Annotated in this window: 16 protein-coding genes; 8 read left to right on the plus strand and 8 right to left on the minus strand. The window is 72.9% G+C overall.

What is annotated here, in order from left to right; genetic code table 11:
* Positions 1-102 precede the first annotated feature (102 nt).
* Together otsB and ACGFI9_RS24225 are read right to left on the minus strand one after the other, a co-directional pair.
* Positions 103-2,703 carry a trehalose-phosphatase gene (otsB, locus tag ACGFI9_RS24220; RefSeq protein ID WP_393181174.1) on the minus strand — a complete coding sequence of 867 codons (2,601 nt, stop codon included), beginning with the start codon at positions 2,701-2,703 and terminating at the stop codon, positions 103-105.
* Complete coding sequence (locus ACGFI9_RS24225; RefSeq protein WP_393181175.1) at positions 2,700-4,100, minus strand: trehalose-6-phosphate synthase; 1,401 nt, start codon at positions 4,098-4,100, stop codon at positions 2,700-2,702. The genes otsB and ACGFI9_RS24225 overlap by 4 nt, the downstream gene beginning before the upstream one ends.
* A 321-nt stretch (positions 4,101-4,421) precedes the next feature.
* Here ACGFI9_RS24225 and ettA point away from each other — a divergent pair, with 321 nt between their 5' ends.
* The 4 genes from ettA to ACGFI9_RS24245 all read left to right on the plus strand — a co-directional run bounded on the left by ettA (position 4,422) and on the right by ACGFI9_RS24245 (position 7,912).
* Positions 4,422-6,098, plus strand: a complete 1,677-nt coding sequence (ettA, locus tag ACGFI9_RS24230; RefSeq protein WP_393181177.1) for an energy-dependent translational throttle protein EttA — start codon at positions 4,422-4,424, stop codon at positions 6,096-6,098.
* Positions 6,091-6,534: an acyl-CoA thioesterase gene (locus tag ACGFI9_RS24235; RefSeq protein ID WP_393181178.1), complete on the plus strand. Its 444-nt coding sequence runs from the start codon at positions 6,091-6,093 to the stop codon at positions 6,532-6,534. The genes ettA and ACGFI9_RS24235 overlap by 8 nt, the downstream gene beginning before the upstream one ends.
* The gene (locus ACGFI9_RS24240; RefSeq protein ID WP_393181179.1) at positions 6,531-7,199 is read left to right on the plus strand and encodes a hypothetical protein; all 669 of its coding nucleotides are present in this window, start codon (positions 6,531-6,533) and stop codon (positions 7,197-7,199) included. The genes ACGFI9_RS24235 and ACGFI9_RS24240 overlap by 4 nt, the downstream gene beginning before the upstream one ends.
* Positions 7,200-7,330: 131 nt before the next feature.
* Entirely contained in the window at positions 7,331-7,912 is a 582-nt protein-coding gene (locus tag ACGFI9_RS24245; protein WP_393181181.1) for a YbjN domain-containing protein, read from the plus strand.
* Positions 7,913-7,969: 57 nt separating this feature from the next.
* Here ACGFI9_RS24245 and ACGFI9_RS24250 read toward each other — a convergent pair whose 3' ends face one another.
* The 3 genes from ACGFI9_RS24250 to ACGFI9_RS24260 all read right to left on the minus strand — a co-directional run bounded on the left by ACGFI9_RS24250 (position 7,970) and on the right by ACGFI9_RS24260 (position 11,116).
* Complete coding sequence (locus ACGFI9_RS24250; protein WP_393181275.1) at positions 7,970-8,359, minus strand: globin; 390 nt, start codon at positions 8,357-8,359, stop codon at positions 7,970-7,972.
* An 84-nt stretch (positions 8,360-8,443) separates the two neighbouring features.
* Entirely contained in the window at positions 8,444-9,835 is a 1,392-nt protein-coding gene (locus ACGFI9_RS24255; protein WP_393181183.1) for an MFS transporter, read from the minus strand.
* Between the two features lie 243 nt (positions 9,836-10,078).
* A complete protein-coding gene (locus tag ACGFI9_RS24260) occupies positions 10,079-11,116 on the minus strand; it encodes a mechanosensitive ion channel family protein (RefSeq protein ID WP_393181277.1) in 1,038 nt (345 codons plus the stop codon).
* Positions 11,117-11,423: 307 nt separating this feature from the next.
* Between ACGFI9_RS24260 and ACGFI9_RS24265 the strand changes: the two genes are divergently transcribed.
* On the plus strand, positions 11,424-11,963 hold the full coding sequence (locus tag ACGFI9_RS24265) for an HNH endonuclease (RefSeq protein ID WP_393181185.1): 540 nt from the start codon (positions 11,424-11,426) through the stop codon (positions 11,961-11,963).
* Positions 11,964-11,971: 8 nt separating this feature from the next.
* On the opposite strand, the gene ACGFI9_RS24270 is transcribed toward ACGFI9_RS24265, so the two are convergent.
* The 3 genes from ACGFI9_RS24270 to ACGFI9_RS24280 form a co-directional block, all read right to left on the minus strand.
* Positions 11,972-12,745, minus strand: coding sequence for a class F sortase (locus tag ACGFI9_RS24270; protein WP_393181278.1), 774 nt, complete (start codon positions 12,743-12,745; stop codon positions 11,972-11,974).
* 369 nt (positions 12,746-13,114) lie between these two features.
* Entirely contained in the window at positions 13,115-13,624 is a 510-nt protein-coding gene (locus ACGFI9_RS24275) for a hypothetical protein (RefSeq protein ID WP_393181186.1), read from the minus strand.
* A gap of 121 nt (positions 13,625-13,745) precedes the next feature.
* On the minus strand, positions 13,746-14,216 hold the full coding sequence (locus tag ACGFI9_RS24280) for an Lrp/AsnC family transcriptional regulator (RefSeq protein ID WP_393181188.1): 471 nt from the start codon (positions 14,214-14,216) through the stop codon (positions 13,746-13,748).
* Between the two features lie 141 nt (positions 14,217-14,357).
* Here ACGFI9_RS24280 and ACGFI9_RS24285 point away from each other — a divergent pair, with 141 nt between their 5' ends.
* From ACGFI9_RS24285 to ACGFI9_RS24295, 3 genes are read left to right on the plus strand one after another with little or no spacing between them, the layout of a single operon-like run.
* The gene (locus ACGFI9_RS24285) at positions 14,358-15,242 is read left to right on the plus strand and encodes a tryptophan 2,3-dioxygenase (RefSeq protein ID WP_393181189.1); all 885 of its coding nucleotides are present in this window, start codon (positions 14,358-14,360) and stop codon (positions 15,240-15,242) included.
* Between the two features lie 14 nt (positions 15,243-15,256).
* The gene (kynU, locus tag ACGFI9_RS24290) at positions 15,257-16,534 is read left to right on the plus strand and encodes a kynureninase (RefSeq protein WP_393181190.1); all 1,278 of its coding nucleotides are present in this window, start codon (positions 15,257-15,259) and stop codon (positions 16,532-16,534) included.
* Entirely contained in the window at positions 16,531-17,862 is a 1,332-nt protein-coding gene (locus tag ACGFI9_RS24295; protein ID WP_393181191.1) for an FAD-dependent oxidoreductase, read from the plus strand. Before kynU ends, ACGFI9_RS24295 begins: the two co-directional genes overlap by 4 nt.
* The last annotated feature ends 9 nt before the right edge of the window (positions 17,863-17,871 follow it).

The raw sequence follows: 17,871 nt of genomic DNA on the forward strand, positions 1-17,871 counted from the left end.
TCCCCGGAAACCCGGTCGTGGGTGGGGCCATCCGTCGCTGAGAGGGAACAACAGGACGGCGGCCGGAGACGAAGTCTGCGGCCGCCGTCGTTGCTGGTCAGGTCATTGCTTGAGCATGTTGTCCAGCAGCAGGGCGCAGCGGATCAGGCCGAGGTGGCTGTAGGCCTGCGGGTGGTTGCCCAGGCCCCGCTCGGCGAGCGGGTCGTACTGCTCGGGGAGCAGCCCGGTGGGGCCCGCGGTGTCGATCATCTGGGCGAACAGCTCCTCCGCGTCGACCCGTCGGCCGGTGCGCAGGTACGCCTCGATCAGCCACGCCGTGCAGATGTGGAAGCCGCCCTCCCGGCCGGGCAGGCCGTCGTCCCAGTGGTACCGGTAGACGACCGGACCGCTGCGCAGGTCCGCCTCGATCTTCAGCACGGTCGACAGGAAGCGCGGGTCGTCGCCCGGGAGCAGCCCGGAGATGCCGATCCAGAGCGACGAGGCGTCCATCTCCTCGTGCCCGTACGCGACGCTGTACGCCTCGGCCGCCTCGTGCCAGCCGTGCTCCAGCACGTTGGCGGCGATCCGGTCGCGCAGCTCCACCCATTCCGGCCGGTCCTCGCCGCCGTGCTGCCGTACGACGTGCAGTGCCCGGTCGACGGTCATCCAGAGCATGACCTTGGAGAAGACGTGGTGCCGCGGGGGGAGGCGGGCCTCCCAGATGCCGTGGTCGGGCTCGTGCCAGCGGCGGCGGACCGCCTCGACCATGTTCTCCAGCACCCGCCACTCGTCGTCGCGTACCGAACCCCGGGCGTCGGCCACCGCGGCGATCAGGTCGGCGACCGGGCCGAAGACGTCGAGCTGGAGCTGGTGGTTGGCGAGGTTGCCGACCCGGACCGGCCGAGAGCCGGCGTACCCGGGCAGGGTGTCGATCACCGCCTCGGCGCCGAGCTCGTACCCGTCGACCGTGTAGAGCGGGTGCAGCCGCTCCGGGTGGCCGCCGGTCCGCTCGACCACGCCGTCGATCCAGCGCAGCAGGCCCTCCGCCTCCTCGGTCGAGCCGAGGTCGACCAGCGCCCGCGCGGTCATCGCCGCGTCGCGCAGCCAGCAGTAGCGGTAGTCCCAGTTCCGGACGCCGCCCAGCTCCTCGGGGAGCGAGGTGGTCGCCGCGGCGAGGATCGAGCCGGTGGCCTCGTGGCAGAGCCCGCGCAGGGTGAGCGCGCTGCGGGCCACCAGGTCCCGGGCGGTGGTGGGCAGCCGCAGCGAGGCCACCCAGTCCTTCCACGGCTGCTCGGCGGCCGCCTGCCGCTCGTGGATCGGCACCCGGTGGTGCTCCAGGCTGTGGGTGCCGAAGCGCAGCTCCAACACGACCTGCCCGCCGGCGGCGCGCAGGTCGACGACCGCCTTCGCGCTCTCGTTCACCCCGTCGCTGGTGACCTGCCACTCGACGCCGGGGGAGTAGAGGGCGACCGGCTCGTTGGAGCCCAGCACCAGCAGACCGTCGTCCAGCGGCTGGAGCTGCACGGCGACCTGGCCGAACTCGGGCCGCGGGGCGAAGTCGATCCGGGCCCGGCCGGTGCCGCTGAGCACCCGGACGAGCGTCGAGTCGCCGGTCACGACCGCCTCGCCGTCCGGCGTCGTCTCCCGGGCCGGCAGGTCCAGCCAGTCGGTCACGGTCAGGCCGGACCAGCGGGTCTCCACGGTCATCGTGTTGCTGCGGTAGCGCTGGCCGAGCGGGATACCGCCGCGCTCCGGGGCCACGCTGAAGTGCCCGGCCGGGCTGCCGCCGACCAGGTCGGCGAAGATCGCCGCCGAGTCCGGCTTCGGGTGGCACAGCCAGGTGATCTTGGCGTCCGGGGTGACCAGCGCGACCGTCCGCCCGTTGGCCAGCATCGAGTGCCGCTCGATCGGCACCGCCCGCTCGCCGAAGAGCCAGTGCCGCCGGGTCTCCAGCAGCAGGCCCAGCGCCCGGGCCGCCTCGATCGGCTCGGCCACCCGGTAGTCGGCCCGGGTGTCACCGGGGCCGATCTTGATCCCGACGTCCGGTCCGTGCAGGTTGCCGAAGGCGTTCTCGTCGGTGACGTCGTCGCCGATGAAGAGCACCGCGCTGGCGGCGAGCTGGGTGCGGAGCTGGTCCACGGCGGTGCCCTTGTGGGTGGCGACCACCGACAGCTCGATGACCTCCTTGCCCTGGGTGACCGTCACGTCGTCCCAGAGCGCCGGGCCGCTGCGGACCGCCTCGACGGCGGACGCGGCGACCTGCGGGTCCACCCCACGGGTGTGCACCGCGACGCTGGCCGGCTTGCGCTCCAGCCGTACGCCGGGGTGGGCCGCGGCGATCTCGCGCAGCGCGTCGCGCAGCCGGGTCCGGGTCGCGATCAGCTCGGGGGAGAGCCGCTCGACGAAGCCGATGTCGAACTCGGAGCCGTGGCTGCCGACCAGGTGGACCTCGCTGGGCAGCCGGGAGAGCGCGGCCAGGTCGCGCAGCGCACGGCCGGACACCACCGCGACGGTGGTCTGCGGCAGCGAGGCCAGCGCGCGCACCGCGGCCACCGACTCGGGCAGCGGTACGGCCTTGCTCGGGTCCTCGACGATCGGGGCCAGGGTGCCGTCGTAGTCGCAGGCGACCAGGAGCTGCGGGACGCGGGCGATCCGGCCGATGGCGGCGCGCAGCTCGGGGTCCAGCACCCCGCCGGACGGGGTGGTGGTGGCGGGCGAGTTCACGCAGCCTCCGCATCGGGCACGCCGAGTTCGGTGAGGAAGGACTTGGCCCAGTGCCCCACGTCGTGGGTGCGCAGGTGGCGCTGCATGACCCGCATGCGGCGACGCGCCTCGGGCCGCTCGACGTGCACGGCGCGCAACAGCGCGTCCTTCACCGCGTCGGGGTCGTGCGGGTTGCACAAAAATGCCTGGCGCAGCTCTGTCGCGGCGCCGGCGAACTCACTGAGCACGAGCGCGCCGCCCTGGTCGGCGCGCGATGCGACGTACTCCTTGGCCACCAGATTCATTCCGTCTCGCAGCGGGGTCACCATCATCACGTCGGCCGCGACGTACATCGCGGCCAGTTCGGAGCGACTGTACGACTGATGCAGATAATGCACCGCCGGCACGCCGACCCGTCCAAATTCACCATTAATCCGGCCGACCTCGCGTTCCACCTTCACTCGAAGTGCCTGGTAGTGCTCCACACGCTCGCGGCTCGGCGTAGCGACCTGCACCATAACCGCGTCGGGAACTGTCAACTTTCCGTCAGCGAGGAGTTCCCGGAAGGCCTTCAGCCGGAGCTCGATGCCCTTCGTGTAGTCCAGCCTATCGACCCCGAGGATGATCGTCTTCGGGTTGCCCAGCTCCTCGCGGATCTGCTTGGCCCGCGCCTGGATCGCCGGGTCGGCGGCCATCCGCTCCATCTCCTTGGTGTCGATGGAGATGGGGAACGCGCCGGCCTTCACCTGCCGGCCGTCGACCTGGATCATCTGCCCCTCGTATCGCAGGCCGAGCAGGTGGCGGGCCAGCCGGACGAAGTTCTGCGCGGCCAGCCGCTGCTGGAAGCCGACCAGGTCGGCGCCGAGCAGCCCGCGCAGGATCTCGGTGCGGAACGGCATCTGCATGAACAGCTCGATCGGCGGGAACGGGATGTGCAGGAAGAACCCGATCCGCAGGTCCGGCCGCAGCTCGCGGAGCATCGCCGGGACCAGCTGGAGCTGGTAGTCCTGCACCCAGACCGTCGCGCCCTCGGCCGCCACGTCCGCAGCGGCCTCCGCGAACCGGGCGTTGACCAGGCGGTACGCCTCGCGCCAGCGGCGCTTGTAGGCCGGCGTCTCGACCGCGTCGTGGTAGAGCGGCCAGATCGTGGCGTTGGACTGCCCCTCGTAGTAGCGCTCCAGCTCCTCGGCGCTCAGCGGCACCGGGTGCAGCCGGATGCCCTCCAGGTCGAACGGCTCCGGCGCGGCGCCGGTGCCGCCCGCCCACCCCACCCAGGTGCCCTGGTGCTCGGCGAGGACCGGATGCAGCGCGGTCACCAGCCCGCCCGGGCTGCGCCGCCACTGCCGCCCCTCGGGTGTGCTCACCTCGTCGACCGGCAGTCGGTTCGCCACTACGACAAAGGAGCTACGGACGGTCACGATCGGCCACCTCCGGGTGCTGTCGGGTCCACCGCGATGAGCGTACTGAGCGTAGCTGCGGCGTCTGTTCCCCCGTGCCTGAGTTTCCTACCCGTCCCAGAACCACCGAACCCGTCATCGTGATCTTGCCGACAGCCGGGTCCGGCCGCCACGCGTCCGTGCCGCCGGGCGGGGTGATGTGGGCGGAGCGGGACGTACCTGTCAGGATTGACGATGGCGTGCGCGTGGCCGGCCCCGGCCGGCGGCGGCGGGCGGAAGTCCGGGCCCGCGCCCGCGCCCTGAGCAAGCTCGCGATCGCAACCGACGGAGGTAGCCCGCACCGTGGCCCAGTTCATCTACGTCCTGGAAAAGGCGCGCAAGGCGCACGGCGACAAGGTCGTGCTCGACAACGTGACGCTGAACTTCCTGCCGGGGGCCAAGATCGGTGTGGTCGGTCCGAACGGCGCCGGTAAGTCCAGCCTCCTCAAGATCATGGCAGGCTGGGACCAGCCGAGCAACGGCGAGGCCCGGCTGATGCCCGGCTACACCGTCGGCATGCTGGCGCAGGAGCCGCCGCTGAACGACGCCAAGACCGTCCTCGGCAACATCGAGGAGGCGGTCGCCGAGACCAAGGCCAAGCTGGAGCGGTTCAACAAGATCGCCGAGCAGATGGCGACGGACTACTCCGACGAGCTGATGGAGGAGATGGGCCGGCTCCAGGAGGAGCTGGACCACGCCGACGCCTGGGACATCGATTCGAAGCTCGAGCTCGCCATGGACGCGCTGCGCTGCCCGCCGCCGGACGCCGACGTCGTCAAGCTCTCCGGCGGCGAGCGCCGCCGGGTGGCGCTGTGCAAGCTGCTGCTGGAGGCGCCGGACCTGCTGCTGCTCGACGAGCCCACCAACCACCTGGACGCGGAGAGCGTGCAGTGGCTGGAGCAGCACCTGGCCAAGTACGCCGGCACGGTCATCGCGATCACCCACGACCGGTACTTCCTCGACAACGTGGCCGGCTGGATCCTCGAGCTGGACCGCGGTCGGGCCATCGGCTACGAGGGCAACTACTCCACGTACCTGGAGAAGAAGGCGGCCCGGATGGCCGTCGAGGGACGCCGCGACGCCAAGATGAAGAAGCGCCTCGACGAGGAGCTGGAGTGGGTCCGCTCCAACGCCAAGGCGCGGCAGACCAAGTCCAAGGCCCGGCTCGACCGGTACGAGGAGATGGCCACCGCGGCGGAGCAGACCCGCAAGCTCGACTTCGAGGAGATCCAGATCCCGCCGGGCCCGCGCCTGGGCAGCACGGTCATCGAGGTCAACCACCTGACCAAGGCCTTCGGCGACCGGGTGCTGATCGACGGCCTCAGCTTCTCGCTGCCGCGCAACGGCATCGTCGGCGTGATCGGCCCGAACGGCGTCGGCAAGACCACCCTGTTCAAGACCATCGTCGGGCTGGAGGAGCCGACCTCCGGCTCGGTCCGGGTCGGCGAGACGGTGTCGCTGTCGTACGTCGACCAGAGCCGGGCCGGTCTGGCCGGCGACAAGACGGTCTGGGAGACGGTCTCCGACGGGCTGGACCACCTCCTCGTCGGCAAGGTCGAGATGCCGTCGCGGGCGTACATCGCCGCGTTCGGGTTCAAGGGGCCGGACCAGCAGAAGCCGACCAAGGTGCTCTCCGGTGGCGAGCGGAACCGGCTCAACCTGGCGCTGACCCTGAAGATCGGCGGCAACGTGATCCTGCTCGACGAGCCGACCAACGACCTCGACGTGGAGACCCTGGGCAGCCTGGAGAATGCGCTGCTGGAGTTCCCCGGCTGCGCCGTGGTCATCTCCCACGACCGGATGTTCCTCGACCGGGTCGCCACGCACATCCTGGCCTGGGAGGGCGACGACCAGAACCCGGCCAGGTGGTTCTGGTTCGAGGGCAACTTCGAGGCGTACGAGAAGAACAAGATCGACCGGCTCGGCGCCGAGGCCGCGCGTCCGCACCGGGTGACGTACCGCAAGCTCACCCGTGACTGACAAGTTCATCTACCACTGCACGCTGCGCTGGTCCGACCTGGACGCGTACGGCCACATCAACAACGCCCGCTTCCTCACCCTCTACGAGGAGGCGCGGGTGGCGATGATGTTCGCCGGCGGCCGGGCGTGGGGGGTGGGCTCGTTCGCCGACGGGGTCGTCATCCGCCGGCACGAGGTCGACTACCTGCGCCCGGTCGACTACTCGCTGGGCCGGGCCAGCGCGGAGGCGGCCCCGACGGTGCGGATCGAGCTGTGGGTGGAGCAGCTCAGGGCCGCCTCGTTCACGGTCGCCTACGAGCTGTACGACGGCGACGTGCTGGCCAGCACCGCCCGCTCGGTGCTGGTCCCGTTCGACCTGGCCGCGCAGCGGCCCCGCCGGATCTCCGCCGACGAGCGGGCCTTCCTGCTCCGCTACGCCCCCGGTCTGACGCCGTGAGCGCGCCGGGGGCGGGGCACGGGCTGGCCGGGGTGGCCGACGCGGGGGCGTTCCTGGCCCGGCTGGTCCGGCTGGACCCGGCCACCCTGGTCCGGCTCCGGCCGGTGCCGGGCGCGGGGCGTACCGCCCTCTGGGCCCGGCTGCCGTGGGACGTCCTGGCGGTCCGGACGGTCGCCGGGGTGGCGCCGGGCGACGTCACGGTGGCGGCGGCGGAGCTGCTGGCCGAGTTGGAGGCGGGCGGCGCGGCGCTGCCCCGGCGCCGGGACGACGGCTGGCGTTGGCCGCTGCCCCCGGCCGCCAGCCGGGCGGTGGAGGCGCTGCCCGCCGAGGACGTCCGCCGGATCGCCGCCGCGGCGGCCGGGGCCCTGCGCGAGGCGGCCACGCACGGCGTGGCGGGCCGCGCGGTGGGGCAGCGGGCGCTGCGCGACGCGCTGCTGGACCACGTCGCGGTGGTGGTCACCCCCGACGACGCGCCGGACGCCCCGGTGGAGGTCCGGCAGCGGCTCGTGCAGGGGCTGGTCCGGATGGGCTTCCTCGGCACCGGCGACGTCCAGGTGAGGGTCGCCGGCCGTTGGGTCGGTCTGGTCGGACCGTATGGGGCGGCGTGGTCGCGGAAGGTTTCCGAACTCAGCCTTACGCCCGCAACTGGTCGTCCGAACGGCTGACCCCCATTCATTCTTCCGGCTTGGGGCGTCCGTTGGGGGGATGCCTCATCCCGGCTGTCCGGGTACCGTCCATCCTCGGATCCAACGCACCGTAGGCGGCTGGATCCGCTGGGGAGTGAGGTGCGCGAGCGATGCCGTGGTGGTCATGGCGCCCAGGTCCCGCCGTTGGCGGCGATCCGGAAACTCGAAGCGGGATCACAGTGGATGACGCCGTCCGGGTCGGACCACCGACCCCCCGCCAGCCGGGGGACGACACCGCCGCCGAGCGGCCGGTGACGCCGGAGATGCCGGCCACCGTCGGCCCGGTCACCCTCCGCCGGGTCTGCGACGCGCTCGACCTGCTCGACGTGCGCTACCTGGCCGACGGCGACGGCAACCTGCTGGCGATGTGGGAGCGGCACGCCGTGCTGGTCACCCTCGAAGGGCCGGAGGACGAGATCCTGGTGATGCGCGCCCGGCCGCACGCGACGGTGCCGCCGGACTGGGCGGACCGGGCCTACCGCGTGGTCAACGAGTGGAACCACACCCGACGGTTCTGCAAGGCGTACATCGGCGACCCGACCGAGCGCGGCCAGCTCCCGATCTACGCGGAGCTCCAGGTCCCGCTCGGCGCCGGCGCCCACGACGCGTTGCTGGTCGAGATGCTCGACTGCGGGGCCGCGGTGGCCACCACCTTCGTGGACTGGCTGCACGACGAGGGCGCCCTGCTCTGAGTCGCCGCCCGGCCGCCCGGGGGCCACGGCCCCCGGCGGCGCGGTGGCGGGTCGCGGTCAGGCCCCGGCGGCCGGGTCCTCCATCACGTTCACCATGAAGTACGCGGCCCGCTCCAGGTAGTCCCAGAGCGCGCCGGCGATCTCCGGCGGCAGGTCCAACCGGTCCACCGCCCGCCGCATGTGGTGCAGCCAGGCGTCCCGCTCGGCCGCCCCGATCCGGAACGGCGCGTGCCGCATCCGCAGTCGCGGGTGGCCGCGCTGGTCGGAGTAGGTGTGCGGGCCACCCCAGTACTGCATGAGGAAGAGGGTCAGCCGGTCGGCCGCCGGGCCGAGGTCCTCCTCCGGGTACATCGGCCGCAGCAGCGGGTCGGTGGCGACGCCGGCGTAGAACTCGTCCACCAGCTTGCGGAAGGTGGGTTCGCCGCCGACCGCCTCGAAGAGGGTCATCGACTCGCCTGGGGAATTCACCGTTCCATCCTGCCAGGTGCGGGCGGCGGGCGACTCGCGCCCACCGGCCGGCCAGCATCCGGGTCAGGTCACCGCGTGCCGGCGGCGGTTGCGGTCACCGGACCGCTCCCCGGCGGTCGCCGGAGCCGCGCCCCGGCCCGCCAGGTGCGGTCGGGGTTCGGCCGCGGCGGCCGCCGTCGAGTTGGCCTTCTCCGCGGCCTCGACGGCCGCGTCCACCGTCTCCCGGCGTGGCCAGGTGAGCGCCGCCACCAGCATCAGCACGACGCCGGCCGCGCTCCACACGCCGACCACCCTGGGGATGGTGAAGTGCTCGGCGAGCGCCCCGGTGGCCAGCACGGCACCGCCCTGGATGACCTGCGTACCGCTGGCCATCACGCCGAACGCCCGGGCGCGGTAGCCGTCGGGCAGGGCGCGGACGAAGAGGCCGTTCGCGACCGGGACCAGCCCCGCGACGGCGAATCCGCACGCCGCAGCGAGGAGCGCCACCACGAGCGGCGACGGGTCGAGCAGCGCGGGGACGAGCACCGCCGGGGCGAGGACCGCCAGCGGACGCATCAGCGCCAGCCGCCGGGCCGGGGCCACCAGCCGGCCGACCAGCAACCCGCCCAGCACGTAGCCGACCGGGTTCGCGGCCATGATGATCGCCTGGGCGGCGCCGCTGTCGAGGCCGTGGCTGCGCTCGGCGGCCCACGCGGCGGCGAGGCCCTCCGGCACGATGGAGAAGAGCGACGAGCTGAACACCAGTACGGCGATGGCCCGTAGCACCCGCTGCCCGAAGACGATCTGGAAGCCCTGGCCGGTCTCCCGCAGCAGGTGGCTGCGGTGGGCCTCGGTCATCGCGGGTGGCCGGTCCCGCAGGCCGAACCGGACCAGGGCGGCGGACGCCGCGAAGGTGGCCGCGTTGATCAGCAGGGCGGCGGCCGGGCTGACCGCGGCGATCGCGGCGCCGATCAGGTAGCCGACGACCTGGGCGGCCTGGCCGGCGCTCGCCAGGACGGACAGGCCGACCACCAGCCGGTCGCCGTCGAGGATCTGGGGGGACACCGCGGAGCGGGCCGCCTGGCTGGGCGGATTGGCCAGCGTGGCGGCGAAGATCAGGGCGAGGATCGCCCAGGGCGGCATCCCGGGCACCGCGACCAGCACCATCAGCGCCATCCGGACCAGGTCGCAGGCCGCCATGACCTCCCGGTAGCGGTGCCGTTCGGCGAGCGCGGCGAGCAGCGGGCCACCGATCAACCAGGGCAGGTAGCTGACCGCGAACGCCGCCGCGGAGAGCGCCACCGAGTCGGTCTGCTGGTAGACCAGCACCGTGACGGCCGCCTTGGCGACGTAGTCGCCGACCCAGGACAGGGCGTTGGCCGCGAAGAGGGCGCGGAACTCGGACTGACCGAACACGTCGCGAAAGGTGGCGGGGCCTTCCGGGGCGGGTCGCTCGTCGGACACCGTCGCCTCCATTGTCCTCGGTTACGGCCACTCGTGATGGCCCGGCCGGGGACCGTCGTCAGATCTGAGGATCAGCGAGGACACGAGCACGCTCCCACCGGGAGCGTGTTCACCGGATTCTGCCCGATCGTCTGAGAGCTGGCTAGGGCGAACGGATTGATCGTCGCATCTCCGACTGAACGAACGGACGATACCCGAGGGGCCGCGCGATGCGCGACCCCTGAAATCGTCCGAGTGAACGACGAGTGGTGACGGTCAGGTGGCGCCGCCGGTGCCCGTCTCGCCCGGCGCCGGAGCGCGGGTCGGCACCCCGGGGTAGAGCCGCGCCGCCGCGATCCGCGCGGTGATGCCGGAGTTCTCCAGCGCCTCGGCCAGCCGGCGGCGCAGCTCGCGGCCGACCGCGAACTGCCCGTCGGCGGTCGTCTTGACCACCGTACGGATCACCGCGCCGTCCACCGTGATCTGTTCGACGCCGAGCACGTCCGGCTCCTCCACGATCTGTGGCGCCAGCTCCGGGTCCATCGCCACCGAGGCCGCCGCCGTCCGCAGCACCGCGGTGGCCTCCTCGGTGCCGGCGAAGCCGATCGGCAGGTCGACCACCACCAGCGCCCAGCCCTGGCTCTTGTTCCCGACCCGGATGATCTCGCCGTTGCGGATGTACCAGAGCACGCCGCGGCCGTCCCGGACCGTGGTGACCCGCAGGCCCACCGCCTCGACCACCCCGGTCGCCTCGCCCAGGTCGACGGTGTCGCCGACGCCGTACTGGTCCTCGATCAGCATGAACAGGCCGGCGATCAGGTCCTTGACCAGGCTCTGCGCCCCGAAGCCGAGCGCCACGCCGGCGATGCCGGCGCTGGCCAGCAGCGGAGCCAGGTCGAAGCTGAACTCCTTGAGCACCATCAGCAGCGCGATGCCGAAGATGAACGCGGTGACCATGCTGCGCAGCACCGAGCCGATCGCCTCGGCGCGCTGCCGGCGGCGTTCGGGCACGAACTGCTCCGGGTCGAGCGAGGCGCTGGGGATCCGCTCCCGCAGCGGCCTCAGCATGGTGGGCACCGCGCCTTCGGTGGTGGTGCGGACCAGCCGGTTGATCGTCCGGTGCAGCGCCCAGCGGGCGACGTACGCGAGCAGCAGGATCAGGATGATCCGCAGCGGCTTGAGGATGATCCAGTAGCTGCCCTCGGCGAACCAGGCCGATCCCGTGATCTCGTAGACGTTCTTGCACCAGGTGTCGGTGCGGCAGTCGGCGGACGGGGCCGGGCTCGGGCTCTCGGCGGTCAGGACGTGGAGCATCAGGTTGGCAGCACTACTCACCCTGCTTTCGTACCGCAAGGCGGCTGGGCGTCGGCTGCTGACCCACCGTCCGGCCACGGACCGGTCGACCGGTGATCATCCCGGGCGGAACCGGTCATCATGCCACGGCCGGAAAAAGCTTCATGAGGTACCCAGGATTAGTGCGTGCAATCCGGGGCGCGATCAGGGACGATTGGCGCAACGGACGTCGGTGATCCGGCCGGCGTCGGTGTCGTTCCCCGCTGCCCGCGGGGCGGGCGTCGACGCGACAGCGGCGGGAGCGGCTGGACCGGGAGGGTGATGCGCGATGCCTGACATACGACCCACGGTGGGCTCCGGTGCACTCGTTCTCAACGCCACCTACGAGCCGCTGTGTGTCGTGTCGGTGCGTCGTGCCGCGATTCTCGTGCTCTCCGCCAAGGCCGTCTGTGTCGCCGACGGCGACGGCGTCCTGCACAGTGCGCGCAACGCGTTGCCGGTCCCCTCGGTGGTCCGGCTGACCCGCTACGTCCGGGTGCCGTACCGGACCCACGTCGGGCTCTCCCGCCGGGCGATCTTCGCCCGGGACGGCTGGCGCTGCGCCTACTGCCGCGGGCCGGCCGAGACCATCGACCACGTCTTCCCGCGCAGCCGGGGCGGCCGGCACGCCTGGGAGAACGTGGTGGCCGCCTGCGCCCGCTGCAACCACACCAAGGGCGACAAGACACCGGCCGAGCTCGGCTGGCGGCTGCACAACCTGCCCGCCGCCCCCAAGGGCAACGCGTGGCGGGTGCTCGGCCACCGGGCGCCGGACCCGCGCTGGGCGGACTGGCTCGACCTGCGCGAGCCGGAGCCCGAGGCGGCCTGACCGGCCGTTCACCCGTCGCGCGCCTTCACCAGCGACGCGTACACCACGAGGTTGTCCGCGTACCCGGTCTCGCCACCCACCCACCGGCCGCCGCAGGTGATCAGCCGCAGGTTCGGCCGGCTGAAGTCGCCGTAGATCTCGTCCACCGGCAGCTTCTCCTTGCCGTACCGCTGCACCGAGGTGACCTCGAAGATCGCCACCGAGTGGTCCTCCCGGGTCACCTCGACCTGATCACCGTCGTCGAGTTTCTTGAGGTCGTGGAAGACCGCCGGGCCGGTGGTGGTGTCGACATGGCCGACGATCACCGCCGGGCCGTACTGCCCGGGGGTGGGTCCCTGGTCGTACCAGCCGGCCTCGCCGGCCTTGTCGAGCTCGGGCACCGCGATGGTGCCGTCAGGGGCCAGGCCCACCCGGTGCACCGGTGCCCGCAGGCCGACCTTGGCGATCGAGATGTCCGTCGGCGCGCTCGCCGGCAGCACCGGGAACTTCCTCGGCGGCGGCTGCAGCCCGGCGAACAGCCGGTCGGGCAGCACGCTGACCCCGGTCGCCCGTTCCACCCCGAGCATGGCCACGATCAGCACCATCAGCGTCGCCACCACCAGCACCGGTGCGCCCGGGCCGCGGTGGGCGGCGTACCGCCAGCGGCCGGCGGCCGTGGTGGGCCGGACCGCGACCGGGCGGTCCGGGGCGTCGGTGGTGGCGACGCTCGCGCTGGAGGCGTGGCCGGCGGCGCGGGCGAACCGACGGGCCGCCGCGGTCACCAGCCGGAGCGAGGTACGCAGCCGGGCGCCGGCGGAACCGCCGGACCGGGTGTGCCGGACCGGGCTCCGGTTGCTGCCGCCGCCCCTGGGTCCCGGCACCCGGCCGACACCGCGCGCCGGGGCGGTGCGCCGCGCGTCGCCCCGGTGGATCCGGCTGGTGCGGCCGTCGCCGTGGATCCGCGTCGCCGGGGTGTCCCGCCGGGTCGGCGCGGTGCGACAGGGATCGTGGATCCGGGACGTGCGGCCGTCGCCGTGGATGCGGGGCGCCGGGGCGTCCCGTCGGATCGGCGCGGTGCGACCGTCGCCCTTGATCCGCGTTGTCCGGTCGTCGTCCCGGGCGTCCGGCTGCCGGCCGGCTCGGGTCGGTTGGCGGGCCATGGCCGCACCTCGTCAGAAGCGCGACCCGGTCCTGCGACGGGCGCTCACGCCGGCCACCACCGCCACCGCGACGAGCCCGCCGACCAGCAGCAGCGAACCGGCGCCCCGGCCGCCCGCGGTGCCCCCGCCGCCGGTGGCCGGGCCCTTGCTGGGCGAGGCCATGTTCAGCACGGTGAGCACGGTCTGGGCCGTGTTGCCGTTGGAGCAGCGCAGGTCGACCGGGAAGTCCCCGGCCTGCTTGTTGGCCGGGATGGTCACCGCCCCGGTGAGGAAGCCGTTGTCCGGGCGGAGCATGACCCGCCCGAAGGCTTCCGAGTTCACCTCGGCCTGCCGGTTGTTCGCGTTGTCGCAGTTGGCCCGGATGCTCACCCGGGTGCCGGCCTGCGCCGGATTCGGCGTCACCTCGACGAAGACGTTCTCCCCGGCCCGCGCCGGGCTGACGGTCATCAGGACGAACGCCGCGACCAGTCCGAGCACGCTCAGGACGGCCGACAGGGCGCGACGTGCCACGAGCCCTCGCATGATTCCCCCCTTCCGGTGCGGGCGCACCGGAATCCTGCTGACGGGCAGTGGCGCTGGGTTCCCGGTGGGGCGGGGTGTTAACAGGGGGCCCGTGCTCCACGGCAGGCGTTGACCGGGGCCCTCAGCGGCGGCGGCCGGCGGCGGGCGGACCGGCGGGCGGGAGCGGGGTGACCGGGTGCCAGTCCAGCGGGGTGGAGAGGACCATCGTGCTGGACGGCTGGCCGTACGGGGCGAGCCGGTCGATGACCTGCTCGAACTCGCCCATCGACCCGGCCGCCACCTTGAGCATGCTGCACGCGTCCCCGGTGATCCGGTGGATCTCCATGATCTCCGGCCAGCCCGCCACCTCCGGGTCGTTGAGGATGCAGCGCGAGCCGTAGCAGGACATCCGGATCAGCGCGAGCACGGTCCGCCCGGCCCGGGTCAGGTCCACGTGCGCGTGGTAGCCGGTGATCACCCCGGACTCCTCCAGCCGGCGGACCCGCTCGGCCACCGCCGGCGGCGACAGGTGCACCCGGCGGGACAACTCGCTGTACGAGAGCCGGGCGTCGGCCTGGAGTTCCCGCAGCAGCGCCCAGTCCATGTCGTCCACGCGGTGACCTTTCTTCCGTGAAGTGAAGCCCAGGAGAAGCCTTCGGAGCGGCAGGTGAGACCACCGTACCGCCGTTGAAGAGGCATTCCATCTGCGGATCCACCAGCGGCATCATGTCGTCTACCCCGGGTTCGGAGGGAGATGACGGTGGAACAGACCACGGCGGTACGCCCGGCGACCGCCCAGCAGCGGGCGGCCCGGGCGGCGCGCAACGGCGGCGAACCGACCCTGGACTTCGCCGAGCGGGTGCCCTACGACGCGTACGTCCGGGCGAGCACGCTGCACCAGCTCCAGCAGCCGCTCAGCGACGACCCCGGCGAGATGTCCTTCCTGATGGTCAGCCAGATCATGGAGCTGTACTTCGGGCTGACCTGCCACGAGCTGCGGCACGCCCAGCGGGAGCTGCGGGCGAACCGGATCTGGGAGGCGCTGCCCGCGCTGCGCCGCGCCGCGCTGCACCTCGAGGGGCTCAACGCCGCCTGGCAGGGGCTGCGCTGGATGACCCCGGCCGACTTCAACCGCTTCCGGAACATGCTCGGCGAGGGCTCCGGCTTCCAGTCCGCGATGTACCGCCACCTGGAGTTCCTGCTCGGTCTGCGCGACCCGGCGCTGATCCGCCCGTTCCGCCGGCAGACCGAGGTGTACGCCGAGCTGACCGCCGCCCTCGCCGCGCCCAGCCTCTGGGACGACGTGGTCGCCCTGCTCGGCCGGCGCGGCTTCGACCTGCCGGCCGAGCTGCTGGACCGGGACGTGGCGACCGAGCACGAGCCGCACCCCGCGGTGGAGGCCGCCTGGGTGCGCGTCTACGCCGACGGCGGCCCGGACAACCACCTGCGGCTGCTGGGCGAGGCGCTGACCGAGGTGGCCGAGCGGTTCGGCGACTGGCGCTGGCACCACATCAAGGCGGTGCAGCGGACCATGGGCGCCAAGGTCGGCAGCGGCGGCTCCGCCGGGCTGGCCTGGTTGCAGCGCAGCATGGCCCGGGTGGTCTTCCCCGAGCTGTGGTCGGCCCGGACCGCGATGTGACCGGAGAACGCGACATGCACACCGAAGAAGAAGCCCGCAGCCTCGACGCCGCCGACCCGGGGCACCGGCACCTGTTCCACGTGCCGCCGGCCGAGGGCGGGCGCTACCCCGAGGTGGCGTACCTGGCCGGCAACTCGCTGGGCCTGCAACCCCGGGCAACCCGGGACGAGCTCCTCGCCGACCTGGACGCCTGGCGTCGGCTGGGCGTGGAGGGGCACCTGGAGGCGGACCGGCCCTGGCTGCCGTACCACGAGCTGTTGACCGCGCCGGCCGCGCGGCTGGTCGGCGCGCTTCCCGCGGAGACCGTGGTGATGAACTCGCTCACGGTCAACCTGCACCTGCTGATGGTGAGCTTCTACCGGCCGGCGGGCGAGCGGACCCGGATCGTCATCGAGGACAGCGCCTTCCCGTCCGACAGCTACGCGGTGCGCAGCCAGGCCCGGTTCCACGGCCTGGATCCGGACGCCGCGGTGGTCCGGCTGAAGCCGCGCCCGGGCGAGGACACCCTGCGTACCCAGGACGTCCTCGACTTCCTGGCCGCCGAGGGGCACACCGTGGCGCTGCTGCTGCTCGGCGGGGTCAACTACCTGACCGGCGAGCTGATGGACATCCCGGCGATCACCGCCGCCGGGCGGGCCGCCGGGGCGGTGGTCGGCTGGGACCTGGCGCACGCGGTCGGCAACGTCCCCCTCGCCCTGCACGACTGGGGCGTGGACTTCGCCGCCTGGTGCTCCTACAAGTACCTGAACTCCGGGCCGGGCGCCCTGGCCGGCGTCTTCGTCCACGAGCGACACCTCGGCGACCCGGCGCTGCCCCGCTTCGAGGGCTGGTGGAGCACCGAGGCCGCCACCCGGTTCGAGATGACCCCGGTCTCCCGGCCGCCGGCCACCGTCGAGGCGTGGCAGATCTCCAATCCGCCGATCTTCGCGATGGGCCCGGTGCGTACCTCGCTGGAGCTGTTCGACGCGGTCGGCATGCCGGCGCTGCGGGAGCGCAGCCTGCGGCTCACCGGCTACCTGGAGCGGCTGCTCGACGCGGTGACCGCCGACCGGCCGCTGACCGTGGTCACCCCGCGCGACCCCGCCCGCCGGGGCTGCCAGCTCTCCGTCCGGATCGGGGTCGGCAGCGCCAACGAGCTGACCAAGCGGCTGCGGCACGAGCACGGGGTGATCGCCGACGCCCGGGAGCCGGACATCGTCCGGTTCGCCCCGGTGCCGCTCTACTCGACGTACCACGACTGCTGGCGGGTCGCCGACGCGCTGGCCGCGACGGTTTCGGAGGAGGGCCGATGACGGAACGGGACGAGATCGCGGTGGTCGGCGCCGGGCTGGCCGGCTGCCTGCTGGCCTGCTTCCTGGCCCGGCGCGGCTACCCGGTGGCCCTGTACGAGCGCCGGCCGGACCCGCGTACCGGGACGGTCGAGCGGGGGCGCTCGATCAACCTGGCGCTCTCCGAGCGCGGCCTGGGCGCGCTGCGCCGGATCGGACTGGACGAGCAGGTGATGGCGGACGCGCTGCCGATGCGCGGGCGGATGATCCACCCGGTCGAGGGGGAGCCGCAGTTCCAGTCGTACAGCGTCTCCGGGGACCGGGCGATCAACTCGATCAGCCGGGGCGCGCTGAACAACGCGCTGCTGACCGCCGCCGCCGCGCTGCCGGGGGTGCGGATCGCCTTCGACCACCGGCTGGTCGGCCTCGACCCGACCACCGGCGAGATGACCTTCGAGACCCCGCAGGGCAAGGTCAGCGAGACCGCGTCGGTGGTCCTCGGCGCCGACGGCGCCGGCTCCGCCGTGCGCGGGCAGCTCCTCGCGTACGGGGTGCTGACCGAGAGCCTCGACTTCCTCGACTACGGCTACAAGGAACTCACCATCCCGCCGATCGGCGGCGAGTTCGCCCTCGACCCGGGCGCGCTGCACATCTGGCCGCGCGGCACCTCGATGATGATCGCGCTGCCCAACCCGGACCGCTCCTTCACCTGCACGCTCTTCTGGCCGACCCACGGCACGCACAGCTTCGCCTCGCTGGGCAGCCCGGCCGCCATCGAGAGGTACTTCGCCACCCACTACCCCGACCTGGTGCCGCTCGCCCCGAACCTGGTCGACGACTACCAGCACAACCCGGTCGGCGTGCTCGGCACGGTGCGCTGCACCCCGTGGCAGGTGGACGGGAAGGTGGGCCTGCTCGGCGACGCGGCGCACGCCATCGTGCCGTTCTACGGCCAGGGCGCGAACTGCGCGTTCGAGGACGTGGTCGAGCTGGACCGCTGCCTGGACGAGTGCGGCGACCACTGGGCGTCGGCGCTGCCGCTGTTCCAGCACCGCCGCCAGGCCAACGCCGAGGCGATCGCCCGGATGGCGCTGACCAACTTCGTGGAGATGCGGGACAAGGTCGCCTCGCCGGTGTTCCAGACCCGCAAGAAGATCGAGCACGCCTTGGAGCGCGCCCTGCCCGGCCGGTACGTGTCGCAGTACGAGCTGGTCTCCTTCTCCACCACCCCGTACGCCGAGGTGCGCCGCCGGGTGCGCCGGCAGTACCGGGTGGTGGGCGCGTTGGCGGCCGGGGCGGTCGCGGCGCTGGCCGGCGCGGCGGTGGCGTTCGGGAAGGGACGGCGGCGGTGACGCTCTGGG

This window comes from Micromonospora sp. NPDC048930 (assembly GCF_043197935.1).
GTDB lineage: Bacteria > Actinomycetota > Actinomycetes > Mycobacteriales > Micromonosporaceae > Micromonospora.